The sequence below is a fragment of the Polaromonas sp. genome (assembly GCF_049790275.1).
Classification (GTDB): Bacteria; Pseudomonadota; Gammaproteobacteria; order Burkholderiales; family Burkholderiaceae_C; genus Polaromonas.
The window spans coordinates 1-16369 of record NZ_JBAQYR010000117.1; the positions used below are offsets into that span (position 1 = coordinate 1).

19 protein-coding genes are annotated in these 16369 nt (G+C 63.4%); 10 read left to right on the forward strand and 9 right to left on the reverse strand.

The window, feature by feature from the left end:
* Positions 1–547 precede the first annotated feature (547 nt).
* Positions 548–1414: an amidohydrolase family protein gene (locus WA904_RS15355; RefSeq protein ID WP_425197992.1), complete on the forward strand. Its 867-nt coding sequence runs from the start codon at positions 548–550 to the stop codon at positions 1412–1414.
* A 102-nt stretch (positions 1415–1516) separates the two neighbouring features.
* Here the strand turns inward: WA904_RS15355 and WA904_RS15360 are convergent, their stop codons facing one another.
* Complete coding sequence (locus WA904_RS15360; RefSeq protein WP_425197993.1) at positions 1517–2407, reverse strand: LysR family transcriptional regulator; 891 nt, start codon at positions 2405–2407, stop codon at positions 1517–1519.
* 142 nt (positions 2408–2549) lie between these two features.
* On the opposite strand from WA904_RS15360, the gene WA904_RS15365 reads away from it, so the two are divergent.
* Both WA904_RS15365 and WA904_RS15370 read left to right on the forward strand, forming a co-directional pair.
* Positions 2550–3194: a glutathione S-transferase family protein gene (locus tag WA904_RS15365; protein WP_425198211.1), complete on the forward strand. Its 645-nt coding sequence runs from the start codon at positions 2550–2552 to the stop codon at positions 3192–3194.
* Positions 3195–3237: 43 nt separating this feature from the next.
* Positions 3238–4167 carry a pyridoxamine 5'-phosphate oxidase family protein gene (locus WA904_RS15370; protein WP_425197994.1) on the forward strand — a complete coding sequence of 310 codons (930 nt, stop codon included), beginning with the start codon at positions 3238–3240 and terminating at the stop codon, positions 4165–4167.
* Positions 4168–4172: 5 nt separating this feature from the next.
* Here the strand turns inward: WA904_RS15370 and WA904_RS15375 are convergent, their stop codons facing one another.
* On the reverse strand, positions 4173–4997 hold the full coding sequence (locus tag WA904_RS15375) for a phosphatase PAP2 family protein (protein ID WP_425197995.1): 825 nt from the start codon (positions 4995–4997) through the stop codon (positions 4173–4175).
* A gap of 237 nt (positions 4998–5234) precedes the next feature.
* Here WA904_RS15375 and dbpA point away from each other — a divergent pair, with 237 nt between their 5' ends.
* Entirely contained in the window at positions 5235–6674 is a 1440-nt protein-coding gene (dbpA, locus tag WA904_RS15380) for an ATP-dependent RNA helicase DbpA (protein ID WP_425197996.1), read from the forward strand.
* Between the two features lie 9 nt (positions 6675–6683).
* Positions 6684–7385, forward strand: a complete 702-nt coding sequence (locus WA904_RS15385; RefSeq protein ID WP_425197997.1) for a hypothetical protein — start codon at positions 6684–6686, stop codon at positions 7383–7385.
* Between the two features lie 69 nt (positions 7386–7454).
* Here WA904_RS15385 and WA904_RS15390 read toward each other — a convergent pair whose 3' ends face one another.
* Positions 7455–8084, reverse strand: a complete 630-nt coding sequence (locus WA904_RS15390; RefSeq protein WP_425197998.1) for a cysteine hydrolase family protein — start codon at positions 8082–8084, stop codon at positions 7455–7457.
* 100 nt (positions 8085–8184) lie between these two features.
* Between WA904_RS15390 and WA904_RS15395 the strand changes: the two genes are divergently transcribed.
* The gene (locus WA904_RS15395) at positions 8185–9174 is read left to right on the forward strand and encodes a GlxA family transcriptional regulator (protein ID WP_425197999.1); all 990 of its coding nucleotides are present in this window, start codon (positions 8185–8187) and stop codon (positions 9172–9174) included.
* 152 nt (positions 9175–9326) lie between these two features.
* Here the strand turns inward: WA904_RS15395 and WA904_RS15400 are convergent, their stop codons facing one another.
* Positions 9327–9470 (reverse strand): hypothetical protein, encoded by a 144-nt coding sequence (locus WA904_RS15400; RefSeq protein ID WP_425198000.1) that lies wholly within the window; start codon positions 9468–9470, stop codon positions 9327–9329.
* Between the two features lie 58 nt (positions 9471–9528).
* On the opposite strand from WA904_RS15400, the gene WA904_RS15405 reads away from it, so the two are divergent.
* Positions 9529–10401 (forward strand): transglutaminase-like domain-containing protein, encoded by an 873-nt coding sequence (locus WA904_RS15405; RefSeq protein ID WP_425198001.1) that lies wholly within the window; start codon positions 9529–9531, stop codon positions 10399–10401.
* A 25-nt stretch (positions 10402–10426) separates the two neighbouring features.
* Here WA904_RS15405 and WA904_RS15410 read toward each other — a convergent pair whose 3' ends face one another.
* Positions 10427–11191 carry an SDR family oxidoreductase gene (locus WA904_RS15410; RefSeq protein WP_425198002.1) on the reverse strand — a complete coding sequence of 255 codons (765 nt, stop codon included), beginning with the start codon at positions 11189–11191 and terminating at the stop codon, positions 10427–10429.
* Positions 11192–11472: 281 nt separating this feature from the next.
* Between WA904_RS15410 and WA904_RS15415 the strand changes: the two genes are divergently transcribed.
* The gene (locus WA904_RS15415) at positions 11473–11727 is read left to right on the forward strand and encodes a DUF6139 family protein (protein WP_425198003.1); all 255 of its coding nucleotides are present in this window, start codon (positions 11473–11475) and stop codon (positions 11725–11727) included.
* Positions 11728–11741: 14 nt separating this feature from the next.
* Here the strand turns inward: WA904_RS15415 and WA904_RS15420 are convergent, their stop codons facing one another.
* A complete protein-coding gene (locus WA904_RS15420) occupies positions 11742–12989 on the reverse strand; it encodes a DEAD/DEAH box helicase (RefSeq protein WP_425198004.1) in 1248 nt (415 codons plus the stop codon).
* A 137-nt stretch (positions 12990–13126) separates the two neighbouring features.
* Here WA904_RS15420 and WA904_RS15425 point away from each other — a divergent pair, with 137 nt between their 5' ends.
* Positions 13127–13471, forward strand: coding sequence for a DUF6172 family protein (locus WA904_RS15425; RefSeq protein WP_425198005.1), 345 nt, complete (start codon positions 13127–13129; stop codon positions 13469–13471).
* Between the two features lie 2 nt (positions 13472–13473).
* Positions 13474–13773 carry a hypothetical protein gene (locus WA904_RS15430; protein WP_425198006.1) on the forward strand — a complete coding sequence of 100 codons (300 nt, stop codon included), beginning with the start codon at positions 13474–13476 and terminating at the stop codon, positions 13771–13773.
* Here the strand turns inward: WA904_RS15430 and WA904_RS15435 are convergent.
* Genes WA904_RS15435 through WA904_RS15445 form a run of 3 tightly spaced genes read right to left on the reverse strand, consistent with a single transcriptional unit; the run spans position 13770 to position 16332 of the window.
* On the reverse strand, positions 13770–14369 hold the full coding sequence (locus tag WA904_RS15435; protein ID WP_425198007.1) for a 3'-5' exonuclease: 600 nt from the start codon (positions 14367–14369) through the stop codon (positions 13770–13772). The genes WA904_RS15430 and WA904_RS15435 overlap by 4 nt on opposite strands.
* A gap of 23 nt (positions 14370–14392) precedes the next feature.
* Complete coding sequence (locus WA904_RS15440) at positions 14393–15586, reverse strand: amidohydrolase family protein (protein WP_425198008.1); 1194 nt, start codon at positions 15584–15586, stop codon at positions 14393–14395.
* A gap of 56 nt (positions 15587–15642) precedes the next feature.
* A complete protein-coding gene (locus WA904_RS15445) occupies positions 15643–16332 on the reverse strand; it encodes a TetR family transcriptional regulator (RefSeq protein WP_425198009.1) in 690 nt (229 codons plus the stop codon).
* Between the last annotated feature and the right edge of the window lie 37 nt (positions 16333–16369).

Here is a 16369-nt window from a genome sequence, read left to right on the forward strand (position 1 = left end):
GCCATGCGCGCGGCACGCACGCCGCCGCTGCCACCGCCTATGACAAACAGGTCAAAGTCAAAAGTTTGCATATGTGTTTTCTTCTCTGGAGTTGCTGGCTGAAGCATGCCTCTAGGGCCTGTTCACACTATTTATACAAGTGCGAACGTGGTTAAAACAGCGCGAATCTAGGCGCGCGACGACGCTCAGCCCGGGCGGCTGGGCTAGGAGTGCAACGACGAGTGGTGCTGGTTTAACCACGTTCCCTCCGGGTTGCGGCCAAAAAGGCCATGCGCAGCGTTGCAAAGCCTTGCCGGGCGCTAGCCCGGCTGCATTTTGCGCCTCGCGCATGACCTTTTTGACTCGCAACGCATCTTGCATAAATAGTGTGAACAGGCCCTAGTGGCTTGAACCCATATTGTGCAGGGTTTTGTTATAAAAATGATAGCTGCTTGCGCGCGGTGTATAAGGGCTGGAGGCCAATTTGATGTTCAGCGGCGTGCTGGCCGATTTTCTGGTCGGTTTTCTGCTCCAGCAGCCAAGCCGCCATTGCGGCCAGAATAGGCGCATGCCCGAAGCTGTTCTGACCTACATGCGCCAGCCGTCCGCACCCCGGCTGCTGCTGCCGCCCGGTGCCTGCGATGCTCACGTGCATGTGTTCGGCCCGGCCGCGACTTTTCCTTTTTCTCCTGACAGTGCGATCACGCCGGCCGATGCGCCCAAGGAAACGCTGTTTGCATTGCACCGGCTGCTGGGTATCACGCGCTGCGTGATCGTGCAGTCGCTGGTGCATGGCTTTGACAACCGGGTGGTCGAGGACGCGATACGCGCGGGCGGTGGCCGTTACCTCGGCGTGGCGCTGGTGCCGCACCAGGTGAGCGATGCCGAACTGCAGCGGCTCGAGGCGGCCGGCTTTCGCGGCGTGCGCTTCAACTTCATGCAACACCAGGCGCAGGGCGCCACGGTGCAGCAAGTGGTGGCGCTGACGCAGCGCCTGGCGCCGCTGGGCCTGCACCTGCAGGTGCATTTCGAAAGCAGCCTGATCCACGAGCTGGCGCCGGTGCTCAGGCAATCGGCCGTGCCGGTGGTGATCGACCACATGGCGAGGGTCGATGCAACGCAGGGTGAGAACCATGCCGATTTCCGTGCGCTGTGCGCGCTACTCGAAGACCCGCGTTTTCATGTGAAGGTCAGCGGGGTGGACCGTGTCTCACCGGGTGCGCCGTATGCCGAGGGCGTGGCGCTGGCGCGCCGCCTGCTGCAGGAGTTTCCGGAGCGCTGTTTCTGGGGCACCGACTGGCCGCACCCCAACCACCACCATGTGCCCGACGACGGCCAGCTGGTGGACCTGCTGGCGATGATCGTGCCGACCTTGCCAGCGCTCGAAGCGCTGCTGGTGCACAACCCGCAGCGTTTTTACAGGTTCGGCGCCTGAGTTGCATGTCCGCGCCCGGGGGCTGGAGTAGCTATTAAGAAGATAGCTGCTTGCGCCCATGGATAAAGGGCTGGTGGCCTTTTTTATATATAAACAAAGGCTTCATCCCTGGAAAGGCCGGAGCTCCTCCTTGATCCACTCGATGAACACCCGGGTGCGTTTGGGCAGCAGGCGGGCGTGCGGGTACACCACGTGTATGGGACGGGGTGGCGGTTCGAAATCTTCCAGCACGCAACGCAGCTGCTTGGTCTTGAGGAAGGGCGCCACCTGGTACGAGAAAAACATGCCCAGGCCCGCGCCGGCCGCGCAGGCCGCCACAGCCGGCGCGATCTGGTTGAACTCCAGGTTGCCGCTGACGGCCAGGCGTAGTTGCCGGCCCTTGTCGTTGAAAGGGCCCCAGGCGGTGGCGTGATCGGTCACGCGCACGCAGTTGGCCTTGAGCAGGTCCCTGGGATGCTGTGGCACGCCATGTCGCCGCAGCCAAGCCGGGCTGGCCACCACCAGGCGCCGGATATGGCCCACGGGCTGTGCCACCAGGCTGGAGTCGTCCAGCATGCCGATGCGTATGCCTACGTCGATGCCTTCTTCCAGCAGGTTGACTACGCGGTCCAGCAGCACCATGCTGCAGCGCATCTTGTCGTACTTCTGCACGAACCGCGTGACTGCGGGCGCCACATGCATCTGGCCGAACAGCATGGGCGCGGTGATGGTGAGGTGGCCGGCCGGTTCGCCAGCGTCTGCGGTCAGCGCCGCCTCGGCGTCTTCCAGAGTGGCCAGCAATTGCCGGCAGCTTTCCAGATGCCGCCGGCCTTCTTCGGTCAGTGAAATGCGGCGCGTGCTGCGGTTGAACAGGCGCACGCCCAGCTGCGCTTCGAAAGCGGCCAGCGTGCGCACCATGGCCGGCAACGAAGACTCCATGACGCGTGCCGCGGCCGTCAGGCTGCCTTCGTCGGCAATATGAATAAAGGCCTGCATGGCCCGGAGCTTGTCCATAGCCCGAATGGTAATTCATCCAATTATCGGAGCAGTTAAATCCACTTTGATCCATTTATTCATTCAAGTGGATCAAACAGAATGGCGCTCATTCCCTTACTTCCTGTCCACTTCCTGAAAGACCTCCATGTCCACAGCCACCCTGTCCAAGCCCCAAACCCCCGTCCGCCCCATCCGGCTGTACCGCTACGCACTGTCCGGCCATTGCCACCGGGTGGAGCTGTTTTTGTCCCTGCTTGGCCTGCCGATGGAGGCGGTCGAGGTGGACCTGGCGGCCGGGGCGCACAAGACGCCTGCCTTCCTGGCCATGAATGCCTTTGGCCAGGTGCCGGTGATCCAGGACGGTGAATGCATGCTGGCCGATGCCAATGCCATCCTGGTGTACCTGGCCAAGCGCTACGCGGAGCGGCCGGAGCAATGGCTGCCGCAGGAGCCGCAGGCCGCCGCTGCCGTGCAGCGCTGGTTGTCCGTCGCCGCGGGCCAGCTCGCTTTCGGCCCGGCGGCAGCGCGCGTGACCCAGCTGTTCAAGCGGCCGGACAACCCTGAGGCGATCACGCGCGCCCACACGCTGTTCGCGGTGATGGAGCAGCAGCTGGGCCAGTCCGCCTTTCTGGCAGGCAGCACGCCCACTCTCGCCGACATCGCCAACTACAGCTATGTGGCACACGCTCCCGAGGGCAATGTGTCGCTCGAGCCCTATCCAGCGCTGCGCGCCTGGCTGGCCCGCATCGAGGCGCTGCCGCGCTTTGTGCCCATGGTCAAAACCCCGATCGGGCTGGCGGCATGAAACGACGAACGGTTTCCGGGGTGACTGCTGCAGGGGTGATGTCATGAGCCCGCCCGCGTTTCACGAAGGCGAACGCGCAGTGCAGGCGCGCCTGGGTGTGCAGGAACGGCTGGCGCAGATCGGCCCGCAGGTGATCCGCGACTTCATGCCGGACCAGCACCGCAGTTTTTTTGAACAATTGCCCTTTGTGATCGCTGGCACTGTGGATGCGGGCGGCCAGCCCTGGGCTTCGGTGCTGGCGCAGCCACCCGGCTTCATTCGTTCGCCTGACCCGAAGCACCTGGTGGTGCGGGCGCAGCCGCTGGAAGGTGATCCCCTGAAGGAGACGTTGGCCGACGATGCACCCATTGGCCTGCTGGGCATCGAGCCGCAGACACGGCGGCGCAACCGCATGAATGGTGTGTTGCGCGAGGTGGGCGTAACTGGGTTCACGGTGGAACTGAGCCAGAGTTTTGGCAACTGCCCCAAATACATCCAGGCGCGCGAACCGGTGTATGTGGAAAGTCCGCCATTTGCGCGCGCCGTCGTGCACGAGGCCGCACAACTCGATGCAGCCGCGCGCCGCATGGTGGCCGGGGCCGACACCCTGTTCATTGCCACAGCCTATGCCGGAGACGGCGCGCAGGCGGGCCGGGCCGGCGGCGCGGATGTGTCGCACCGCGGCGGCAAGCCCGGTTTTGTGCGGGTGAACGATGACGGCACCCTCACCATGCCGGACTATGCCGGAAATTTCTTCTTCAACACCCTCGGCAACATTGCCGTCAATCCGCGTGCCGGCCTGCTGTTCATCGATTTCGACAATGGCGACCTGCTGTACCTGGCTGTGGCTGCAGAAATAGTCTGGGACGGCCCCGAGCTGGCGGCGCTGGAGGGCGCGCAGCGTCTGCTTCGCTTCACGCTGCTGTCCATGAAACGGGTGGAGGCGTCTTTGCCTTTGCGCTGGGGCGAGGCGCAGCTGTCGCCTTATCTGTAACGGGTTCAGGCGTGGGGCCGGCCATAGTGACGGCTGAGCTCGATGCTGGCCACACACACCGCCAGCCAGGCGGTGCCGGAGGCAAAACCGGCCAACACGTCCGTGGCGAAGTGCACCTGAAGAAAAATGCGGCTGCAGCCAACCGAAAACGCCAGGGTGGCAGCCAGCAGCACCAGCGGCAGGCTGGCGCGCCGCGCCAAGGCCGGCGGCAGGCTGTGCATCAGCACATAGGCCAACATGCCGTAGACCACCACTGAGCCTGAGCTGTGACCGCTCGGAAAACTCCAGCCGTCCGCGTGCACCAGCCCGGCTTCATGGACAGGCCGCGTCCTTTCAAACAAGGCCTTGAGCGTGGGGTTCAGGAGGGCGTGGCCGCTGATCGCAAGCGACCAGCCCAGGGCCAGCCAGCGGCGTCCACGCACAAGCAGTACCAGCGCCACGGCGACGCCCAGCACGCTCAGGCTTGCCGTGTCGCCAAGCCGCGTGATCCAGGCGAAGATCTGCAGGGCAGCCTGCGGTGTGTTGTCGCGTACGGCGTCTGAAAAGAGTTGGTCCAGCTCGCCCGCGCGTTCGCCGTCGCCCAGCTCTTCGGCAATTTCCGCAAAAACCGCTGCGGCACCCACCAACACCGCAAACCCCGCGGCAAGACGGATCAGCAGGTAGCCGCCTGCCGGCAGGGCGCTGGTTTCGGTGCGAACGGCGTAACGTTGCGCCAGCCACCACAGTGTTGTGGCCAGCGGCAGCAGCAATGCCAGCAGTGCCAGGAAGAGCAGCAGGCCATGGGTGCCGAGCGCGTGCACGGCTGCGGCGGAAAAGTCGTCAGGGGGCATTGGGCCTGGGCGAAACGATGGAAAAGTTCAGGAAATGCGGCGTCACAAGCTTAAGCCTTGTAGTGCTGGGTTGAAACTTGCTATCAATAACAGAGCTTCTTGCGCCCGCCGGATAAGGGCTCATGCCAATTTTCGTTCAATATCTCCATGCACAGGCCGCTGAGCGGCACATGGCGCGGGGAAGGGCCTCTGCCTGCGTGCGGAAGGTTTAAAAAACACAGCGTCGATAATCAGGGCATGACTTCTTCCTCCCCGACTTCCAGCGCAGCAAGTACTGACTTCAGCACGCTGCCGCTGAATCCTGCCATGCAGGCCAACCTCAAAACCCTGGGCTACCTGGCCATGACGCCGATTCAGGCGGCCAGCCTGCCGCTGGCGCTGGCTGGCAAGGACCTGATTGCGCAGGCCAAAACCGGCAGCGGCAAGACTGCTGCGTTTGCCATTCCACTGCTGGTCAATCTCAATGCGCGCCGTTTCGCCATACAGGCCATGGTGCTGTGCCCGACGCGCGAGCTGGCTGACCAGGTCGCCACGGAAATCCGCCGCCTGGCGCGGGCCGAGGAAAACATCAAGGTGGTGGTGCTGTGCGGCGGCGTGCCGCTGCGCAACCAGACCGCCAGCCTGGAAAACGGCGCGCACATCGTCGTCGGCACACCAGGCCGCATCATGGACCACCTGGCGCGGGGCAACCTGACGCTGGAGGCGATGAACACGCTGGTGCTCGACGAAGCCGACCGCATGCTGGACATGGGCTTTTTCGACGATATCGCCACGGTGGTCAAACAGTGCCCCAAAGAACGGCAAACCCTGCTGTTCTCGGCCACTTACCCGGAAGGCATCGCCAAGATCAGTCAGCAGTTCATGAAGACGCCGCAAACCATCACGGTGCAGGCGCAGCATGAGAAAACCAAAATCCAGCAGCGCTGGTACCAAGTGCCGGACAGCGACCATGACGAAGCCCGCCTGGGCGCAGTGGCGCAAGTGCTGCGCCATTTCCGCCCGGCCAGCACGCTGGCTTTCTGCAACACCAAATCGCAGTGCCGCGCGCTGGTGGCCTATTTGAAAGAGCAGGGCTTCAGCGCGCTGGCGCTGTTTGGTGAGCTGGAGCAGCGCGAACGCGACCAGGTGCTGGTGCAGTTTTCCAACCGCAGTTGCTCGGTGCTCGTGGCTACCGACGTGGCCGCGCGCGGCCTGGACATAGCGCAGCTTGCGATGGTCATCAACGTGGACGTGACGCCGGATGCCGAGGTGCACATCCACCGCATCGGCCGCACCGGCCGCGCCGACGAAGAAGGCTGGGCCATCAGCCTGGCGAGCATGGACGAGATGGGTTACGTCGGCAAGATCGAGCAACTGCAGAAGGCCGAGTCCGAATGGCACAAACTCAGTGAGCTGACGCCGGCCAGCAACGAACCGTTGTTGCCGCCCATGGTGACGCTGCAGATCGTCGGCGGCCGCAAGGAAAAAATCCGCGCCGGCGACGTGCTGGGAGCGCTGACCGGCGAGGCCGGCAATGTGCCGCCCTTCACGCGTGAGCAGGTCGGCAAGATCAATGTCAACGAATTCTCCACCTATGTTGCGGTGGACCGCACCATTGCCAGCCAGGCCCAGCAAAAACTGGCCAATGGCGGCGTCAAGGGAAAAAGTATCAAGGTGCGCTTCATGGACGAAGCCTGACAGCCGGCCATGCGTGCGCTCCTTGCAACTTGCCTTGTGTCCGCGCTTGCACTGACTCCGGCGTCGGCACCTCTGGCGATGGAGTTCAACCTCGTAGGTGACACGCTGGTCATGTCCGGGCCGGTGGTGGGTGACGACTTGAGCCGCCTGAGGAACCACTTCGCAACTGATCGGGTCAAGCTGGTTCTGCTCCATAACAGCCCCGGTGGTGATCTCTGGAACGGGCTGCAACTTGCGCAGCGGATTCGTGACCGGGGCCTTCCCACGGCGGTATCCGGAAAATGTGAATCGGCGTGCGGCTTGATCTTCCTTGGAGGTGTCCAGCGCTCGTTCAGCAACGGCATGCCTCTTGCGGGGACCATGGTTGGTCTTCATGGGGCGCACAACGTTGAAACGAAGCGGGCCATGCCGGAGATGGGTGCAAAAATGGCTTATCTCATTCGCACCATGACCGGCGGGAAGTTTCCGGGGGAGCTTCTTGACCGGACGGTCTATCCCACGGATCCTTCCAACTTCATCTACGCCTTTCATCCGCTACGTTTTCCGGTGGATGGTGTTCCAAGGGGCGTGATGGAGTGCCTGAAGCAGCCCGATGCCAAGTTCAAGTGCACCATGATCGGTGGCCTGGACGCCATGGCCATCGGCGTCGTGACCAACCCGCAAGTTCTCTCTTTGGGGGAAGACGTCAAAGAGCTGCTGGCCCGGCTCTGAGTCCAGCGGTCTTCTTGCTCTTCCTGTTGCAAAAGAGACGGCAACGATGGTCCCGGTCGTGCCACAAAATTACTTCGAGGCAAGCGCAGCCTGATTCGACGCCAGGATATTGCCCTTCCTGACTGCACGGTCTGCCTGCACAGCATTGATCCATTCGTCGGTGGAAGCGACGGCCGCAAAACCTGTGTGGAACACCACGCTGAATACCCGGTGAATCTCTTCCGCCGTCGCGCTGCCTGCCGTGTTGGCGTAGGGCAGTGCGCCGGTGGCGTCCTGCAAAAATTCCACTTGCAGGCCGCGGTGCATGGCTTCAAAAATGGTCGAGGCGTCACAGTTGTGCGTCATGTAGCCGGCCACCGTCAAGGTGTCGATCTGCTTTTCTTTCAGCCAGTCTGCAAAGCCGGTGCCGGTGAAGACGCTGGGCCAGGCTTTTTCGATGTAGTGGTCACGTGGTCGGCCTCCCACCACTTCGTTGAGTTCCCAGGTGGGCGAGCCCTTGGCGAACAGCGGTGCGCTGGCTGCCGCGCTGTGTTGCACCACCACCACCGGGATGCCGGCCGCGCGGGCGGCATCCATGGCGCGGCCGATATTGGGCAGGGATTGCTGCACCGGCGGATGCTCGATGAGCAGATTGCCGGTGAAGTATTCGTTTTGCACGTCGATCACGACGAGGGCGCGGCGAGGGGTAACAGGGGTCATGGAAGTTCTCCTTGAAGCAAGTGGTTGATGAGCTGGATTGTTCGTTTCGGGGCGCTTTGGCGAAAGTGGCCCGATAGCCATAAATCGATAGAATCAGGCCATGCGTGCTTCTTCCCGAAAAGCCGGCCGGGTGCAGACCGTCGCGGTGGTTGCTTTCGACGGCATCAGTCCCTTTCATCTGTCCGTGCCCTGTCTGGTGTTTGGCCAGGAGATGGGCGGCCCGCACATGCCTCACTTCAAGCTGCTGGTGTGCGCGGCCGAGCCCGGGCCGTTGCGCACGCCGGCCGGTTTCTCCGTGGATGTTGTGCACAAGCTCTCGGCCATGGCGCGGGCCGACATCGTCATCGTGCCCTCATGGCACAGCCCGAACGATAAGAACTACCGGGCGCCGCCCGAGGCCTTGCTGAAGGCACTGCGTGCAGCCCACAAGCGCGGCGCGCGCATCGTGGGCTTGTGCGTGGGGGCTTTTGTGCTGGCCGAAGCGGGCCTGCTCGACGGCCGGCCCGCCACCACGCACTGGGCAGTGGTCCCCGCTTTCGCGCAGCGTTACCCGCAGGTTGAGCTGCGGCCCGACGTGCTTTATGTGGACGATGGTGATGTGCTGACATCGGCCGGAACTGCCGCAGGCATCGACTGTTGCCTGCACCTGCTGCGCACCGATCATGGCGCCGAGGTGGCCAACCACATGGCGCGGCGCATGGTGGTGGCGCCTCACCGGCAGGGCGGGCAGGCGCAGTATGTGGAGCAGCCGCTGCCTGCCTCCGGCGCCGACCATCGCCTGGCCGATGTGCTGGGCTGGGTGCAAAAACACCTGAACCGGCCGCACAGCCTGGACGATCTCGCGCGCCGTGCGCTGCTTTCAAGGCGTACGTTCACGCGGCATTTCCGGCAGGTCACCGGGACCACGGTGGGCCAGTGGCTGTTGAACCAGCGGCTGGCGCTGGCACAGCGGCAACTGGAATCCACCAGCCGCAGCATCGAGCAGATCGCGGCAGACGCAGGCTTTGGCACCGCCGTGTCGATGCGCCAGCACTTTGCCGCCTCGCTGAACACGTCGCCTTCCACCTATCGACGTGAGTTTCGGGGTTGATTGCGAATCTACCAGCGAAAAATAGCCACAGCCCTTGATGGGCATGCGCAGACAGCTCTTAAAAAGATAGCGCTACGGCCGCCCGCCAGACTTTCTGCAAGCTGACCCCGGTGGTTTGTGTGCCGTCTGTAGGAAAACGTCCGCTCCCGGAGTCAGGTCTGACCGTGGCGCAGCATGGCCGCTTGGCCCGAGTTGCCGCCAGGGTCGTTTTTGAGGTTCACAATCATCTTCAGTTGCGCCATGACGCGCCAGCTGCCATACCGGCAGACCATCCGCTTCAGCTTCAGCCGCGCCATGTCGCAGCACACGCAGCAGCCTTCAACGGGCCGCGTCCCCACTTCAGGAAGACAACATATGGTCAGGCTCGGATTTTCGATTGAACTGAATTACCAGGTGGCTGACGCCGGCTGTGATTTCATTTTCAACATTCATGCGGCGCAAACGCGCCAGCAAAACGTGATCGGCGAAACCCTGGGCATCAGCCAGATACTGCAGCCTGACCTGTACACCGATCCGGTCAGCCACAACCGCTACCTGAAGTTCAGGGCCACGCCTGGGCCGCTGACCGTCAGCTATGGCGCCACGGTGGATATACAGCATCACCAGGAACAGCCCGAGAACCTGGGCGAGGTCGGTGTGCTGCAGTTGCCCGGCCAGGTGCTGGCTTACCTTTACCCCAGCCGGTACTGCCAGTCGGATCGGCTGCATCGCCTGGCCGTCAAGGAGTTCGGCCATTTGCGCCAGGGCTACAGCCGGGTGCAGGCGATCCGCGACTGGGTCAACCAGCGTGTGACCTTCACTTCCAACAGCTCGACCGGCTACACCACGGCGGTGGACACGCTGATCGACGAGGCCGGCGTCTGCCGCGACTTTGCGCACCTGATGATTGCGCTGTGCCGAGCGGTCAATATCCCGGCGCGTTTTGTCAGCGGCATCGACTACGGTGCCGACCCGGCCCTGGGCCCGACCGATTTCCATGCCTATGTCGAGGTGTATGTGGGCCACCGCTGGTACATGTTCGACCCGTCGGGCACGGCGATCCCCATGGGCTTCGTGCGTTTTGCCACGGGCCGCGACGCGGCGGACGCTGCGTTTGCGACGATGTTTGGCGGCGTGAGTTCCTCCGCACCGCTGATCCGCATCGAAGCGCTGCCGGACGCGCAGGGCCAGCTGGTGCTGCCGCAACACGTGCCCGAGGCCTTGTCGACGTCCGGCGCGGACGACTGACTACTGGCGCGTCGGGCGCCCCAGCTCAGCGTGCGTGTGTCACGCCGCCGTCAACCACCAGGGTCGAGCCGACCACATAGTCACCGGCGCGCGAGGCCAGGTAGATGGCCGCGCCTGCCATGTCGGCATCCGTACCCACGCGTCCCGCGGGGATGCGCGCCGCCACCGCGTCGCCATGGTCCCTGGCATCCTTGTTCATGTCGGAGGCAAACGCACCCGGTGCGATGGCGCTGACCACGATGTTGTCCTTGACCAGCTGCAGGGCCATGCGCCGCGTCAGCTGGATCAGGCCGGCTTTGCTGGCGGCATAGGAATAGGTTTCCATCGGGTTGACGGAAATCCCGTCGATCGAGGCAATGTTGATGACCTTGGCCGGACGCTGCTTGGCCGATGTGCGCAAGGCGCCGATCAGGGCTTGCGTCAGGAAGAAAGGGGTTTTGAGGTTCAGGTCCATCACCTTGTCCCAGCCGCTTTCCGGAAACTCGTCAAACGGCGCGCCCCAAGCCGCCCCTGCGTTGTTCACGAGGATGTCCAGCTGCGGCTCGTGCGCGCTGTAGGCCGCGGCCAGGGCGCGTGCGCCCTCGACCGTGGAGACATCGGCCGGCAGCGAAACGCAGTGCCCAAGGCTGGAGAGCTCTTTGGCGGTCTGGTCGCAGGCGGCGGCCTTGCGCGCCGAGATGTAGACGCGTGCGCCCTGCGCCAGAAAGCCGGCGGCAATCATGCGGCCAATGCCGCGTGAACCGCCGGTGATCAGCGCCGTGCGGCCCTGGAGGGAAAAAAGATCGTTCATGGGAATGGCTCCGGTCAGGTTGGCGGAAGGAATTGCCGGCCAGCTTAGCGCGCAGGGTGCAGCCCCGGCGTCACCTGGGTGTCAGGGTTTGATGCCAAATTGGCCTCAGCCCTTATGGTGCGGGCGCAAGAGGCTATCAAAACGGAAGCAATCCGGAAAGCCGTCCCAGGCATGCGCTTGACCACGGAGCCCGCATGGCCGTGCCAGGAGAGGGGTTTCTCCTACAAGGAAAAACCGGGGTGGCGTTAAGGTAGATGAACCGCAGTTGTAAAGGAGAAACCATGCGTGTGGATATTTATCGCCGAGCCGAATCCAACGATCAATTTTCTTACCTCGCGGTGCCCGCGGGACGGGTGATTCCCGAGGAAGCCACCAACACGGATTGGGAAACCGAAGTGCGGGCCGTGGAAATGGGGGAGCAGGCCGAGCAGGTCCGCCATTACGCGATTCCCCAGCCGGAGGAGCAAATCGCCGAAAAAGGTTATGCCATCACCCGCGTCAACGGCGCTGCCAACGGTTCCCGACGCAAACCTTAGACGAGGGGCCAGACTCAAACCTCGCGGTTTGCTGCGGCCCTGAGTTTGTCTTTCTTGCTGGGGCGCTTGCCCTTGATGCCGCCGGTTGAAGGGGGGTTCGCACCTCCCTCGGTGGCTGCCGCCTGTTGCGGCTCGAATCCTTCCACCTGTTCCAGCGGGAGTTTCAGGTGCTGGCGTTTTTCGATCAGGCGCCAGTGCGCCTGTGTGTCCGGGCTGACAAAGCTCAGGGCCAGCCCGCTTTCACCGGCGCGCCCGGTGCGGCCGATACGGTGGATGTAGTCCACTGCTGAGCGCGGCAGGTCGTAGTTCACCACCACCGGCAACTGCGCAATGTCGATGCCCCGCGCCGCAACGTCGGTGGCCACCACCACCTTGAGCCGCGAGGCCTTGAAGTCGGCCAGCACCTGGGTGCGTTTGCCCTGGCTCAGTTCGCCATGGAAAGGCTCGGCATAAATGCGGGCCTTGCGCAATTTGTCGGCCACGATTTCGGCCGCATGTTTGGTGGCCACAAACACCAGCACCCGGTGCCAGCCGTTTTGCGCGATCAAATGCCGCAGCAGCTGGGTGCGGCGGCCTGCATCCACCGCCACGGCGCGCTGCACGATGTCAGGCGCCTGCGCCGGTTCGGACAGGACTTCGATCCGGACGGGCTCACGAAGCAGCGTTTGCGCCAGGGCCTGCACGGCGGGTGGAAAGGTGGCGGAAAAAAACAGGTTCTGGCGCTGCGCTGGAAGCAGCGCGAGGATGCGGCCGAGCTCTTCGGCAAACCCCAGGTCGAACAGCCGGTCCGCTTCATCGAGCACCAGCGTACCGACGGCGGACAGCCTGATCGCATTGTGGTCTGCCAAGTCCAGCAGGCGGCCGGGCGTGGCGACCACGATGTCGGCTCCGCCGCGCAGATTCATCATCTGCGGATTGATGGAGACGCCGCCGAACACAACAGCAACCTTGGGGGCGTGGGGCAGGTGCTGCGAGAGGCTGCGGATTTCTTCGCCCACCTGGGCGGCGAGTTCGCGTGTCGGCACCAGGACCAGGCCGCGAACCCTGCGGGGTTTTTCGTGCGGGCCCAGCTGCAGTTGCTGCAGCAGCGGCAGCACAAAGGCTGCGGTTTTGCCGGAGCCGGTTTGCGCCGAGCCCAGCACGTCGCGGCCCTGCAGGACGGCGGGAATGGTTGCCGCCTGAATGGGCGTGGGCACCAGGTAGCCGCGAAGGCCGACAGCACGCAGCAGGGCAGGGGACAGGCCCAGGGAAGAAAATGGCATGGGGAGGGCTTTGTGAAGAGGCGGCGGCAAAGGCCCAGTTTAAGCTGTTGCGCCACAAGGGGCTGCCGCCGGGCCGCATAATCGAAGGCTTGCGAATCACGTCCGTCCGGGCTGATACAGACCCCCGAAAGGCAACCGTGAAAAAGACATTCAAACTCGCCGTCGAAGGCAAGAACCGTGACCGTGTGCTGGACGCCGTCAAGCACGACATCCGCAAGTACGTCAAACGCCAGCGCAGGGTACCCCTGCCAGAAGGTGCTGATTTCTGGGATTTTGACTGCCGCTTCGGCCTGAGCGAAGCGCAGGCAGAGCCCGTGCACTTCGCAACCATCATTGCGCTGGTGGACGCGGCTGCCAAAGACGGGGCCGATTCCTTTTATCTTGAGCTGCTGGCCAAAACCGGCCACCGCACCGCCAGGCCCCGGCCGGTGGGCGAAGCCGGCGGCGAGGCGGACGCGCAGCCATCTGAACCCAACGCCTGAAATTGCGCTTTCTGGATTTCGATTACAGCGAGGACCCGCAAGGCGGCGGCACGTTTGACACCATGGCGTCTGTGCGGTCCGACCAGGTCGCTGCCGTCCGCGCCGAGATGGCGCAGGTGCTGGACTGGGCGCATGCGGCCTTTCCAGGTCTGCAGGCCCCGCTGGAAGAGGGTGGTGAGTGGGATTTCGACCTGCAGGAACAGCAGGACGGCACGGCTTCGCCGTGGCATACGCTGACCCTCGCGGTCAGCGGCAGCCCGCAGTTCTGCGCCGCCTTCAGGCAGCGCTTCGGGATGTTCTAGGCCGCCGGCGAGCCGAGCGCTTCAAACACCTGCAGCGCCGCCCAGGCGTCGTTGGCCGCATAAACCAGCTGGCTCTCCGTCAGGTGGCGGTTGGCCCAGTTGGAGGTCGTGGCTTTTCTGGATTTCAGGAAACGCCGGTTGAACAGCACGGCCACGGCGCCGCGAACACCGATCTCCTTGGCATAACCCCTTTTCCTGAAAACCACATTCAGGTCCAGCACATTGCGTGGTTCCACCCCCAGCGTGCGGCGGATCTGCTGGTGATCGCCGGCCAGGCCGAAGCCGACCTTGATGATGGTTTCCGACTCCAGCAGGGCCGCCACCACCTCGCGGCAGCGCGCCTCAAACAGCTGGAAGACATAAGCCTTGTGCGGTGTAGACAACTGCACCACGTGTGGGCCTTCGGAGACCTGGTCACGGAAAAAGGTCGGTTTGGACTCGGTGTCAAAACCCAGCACGATGCAGGCGGCCAGTGCCTCGAAGGCGTCGTCGGCCTGCCGCGCCGTGGCGACCAGTACGATGTTGTGCAGCGCCAGCCGGTCCAGGGGTTCAAGCGCCGAAAGCTCTTCCTTGGTCGGCGAGGGAAATTGCGGCATGTGTCAGCGTGTGCAAAAGCCGCTCAATGGGCGAGCACGCTGGGAATGGTGGTGGCGGGCGGCGTGTTGCGGCTGCGGCCGCAGCGCACGATGCCGTCAATCATGACCATGCCCACGCCGGGAATATCGCCGCGCTGCACGCTGTCGAGCAGGTTCAGGCCGGACGAATGCTGGGCCTTGTCCATGAACACGAAGTCAGCATCGCGGCCGGGCGCGATCAGCCCGCAGTTGAGCTGGCGTATGCGCGCGGTGTTGCCGGTGGCAAAACAGAAGGCCAGTTCGGCCGGAATGTTGCCCAGGCTGGACAGCAGCGAAATAAGCCGCAACATGCCCAACGGCTGAACGCCCGAACCGGCCGGGCCGTCCGTGCCCAGAATCACGCGGTGCGGGCACTTGAGCTGCAGCGCGGCCTGGGCCGCGGCAATCGCCACTTTTTCATTGCCGTTGTGCACGATTTCAATGGCACGCGAAGACTTTTCACAGAGTTCGCAGACATGTTGCTCCGACAGCGCCGTGTGGCCGCCGTTGATGTGGCCGATGACGTCGGCGTCGGCCTCCAGCACCACATCCTTGTCGATCAGGCCGGAGCCAGGGATCGAGGGGCCGCCGGTGTGGATGGTGCTCTGGATGCCGTACTTGCGTGCCCAGGCCACCATTTCCTTGGCCTCGTAACCGGCCTTGACCGATCCCAGGCCGACTTCGCCGAGCAGGGTCACGCCGGCCTCGGCCAGCTCCTTGAAGTCCTGCTCGACCATGCCTTTTTCGATGATGGGCGCGCCGGCAAGCACCTTGACGCCGCCGGGACGGAAATTGTCAAACGCGCGCTGCGCGGTGATGGCGAGGGCTTTCAGCCCGACGATGTCCTTGGGGCGGCCGGGCAGGTGCACTTCGCCGGCCGAGATCATGCTGGTGACCCCGCCATGCATGGTGGAATCTATCCAGCCGATCTGGTTCTGGCGTGGTGTCCAGTCACCGAACACGGGGTGGACATGGCTGTCGATCAGGCCCGGGCAGACACAGGTCTGGTGCGCATCAATCACGGTGTGCGCGCCCTCGGTGTCGCAGTCTTTGGCTTTGCCGACAGCCACGATCAGGCCATCGTTCACGACAACCGTGTCGGCGTCCAGGATGGGGTTGTCGATATCGCCGGACAGCAGCAGGCCGATGTTCCTGATCACGACTTTTCCGGATTTTCCGGTCGATACAGCTTCTGCCATGTTGTTTGCCCTCTCAAAGGTCGTGGGTGGGAATGTTCGTCGGCGGCGCGGAGGTGTCAGGGGTTTTTCATCACGGTGCGCAGCACGGTGGTAGTGATGAAGGCCTGCCACTCGGTCATCGCTTCGGGCGTCTGCAGGTCCTCACCGAGGAAGGCCGACAGCGTGTGGCGGTTGGAAATATAGAAATAGCCTGTCGCGGCAATCAGGAGGTAGACATTGCGTGCCGACACATCAGCGCGAAACACATTCTTCTTGACGCCGCTTTCGAGCAGCTGGCGAATGATGGCAATGGCGGGCGATGAGTATTCGCGCGCGCGCATCGATTTGGAAATGTGTTTGCCGCGGTGCAGGTTTTCCGTGTTGAGCAGCGTGATGAACTCGGGGTTTTTGCTGTAGTAGGTCACGACAAAACGGATGACTTCCTTGAGCGAGTCCACCGGCTGCTCCAGGTCGAGATCGAGTTCCAGTTCCGCATCGTTCATCCGGCGGTACATGTCCTCCAGCACTTCGATGAACAGGCCTTCCTTGCTCCCGAAGTAGTAGTAAATCATCCGGTCGAATGACTTGGCCGACTGCGAGATTTTTTCCACGCTGCCGCCTTCATAGCCATACCGCGCGAAAACCTTGGTGGCGGCGCGCAGGATGTTGTCGCGCGTGGTCTGCGCGGCCTGCTCCCGCACGCCAGTCCGCTTTGCTGAGGCGAGCCTGGCGGTCGCCGAGCGTGGGGATGTGGTTTTGGTGGCCATGGCGTCAGCTAGCAAGTGAGAAGCATGGGGTCTTCTC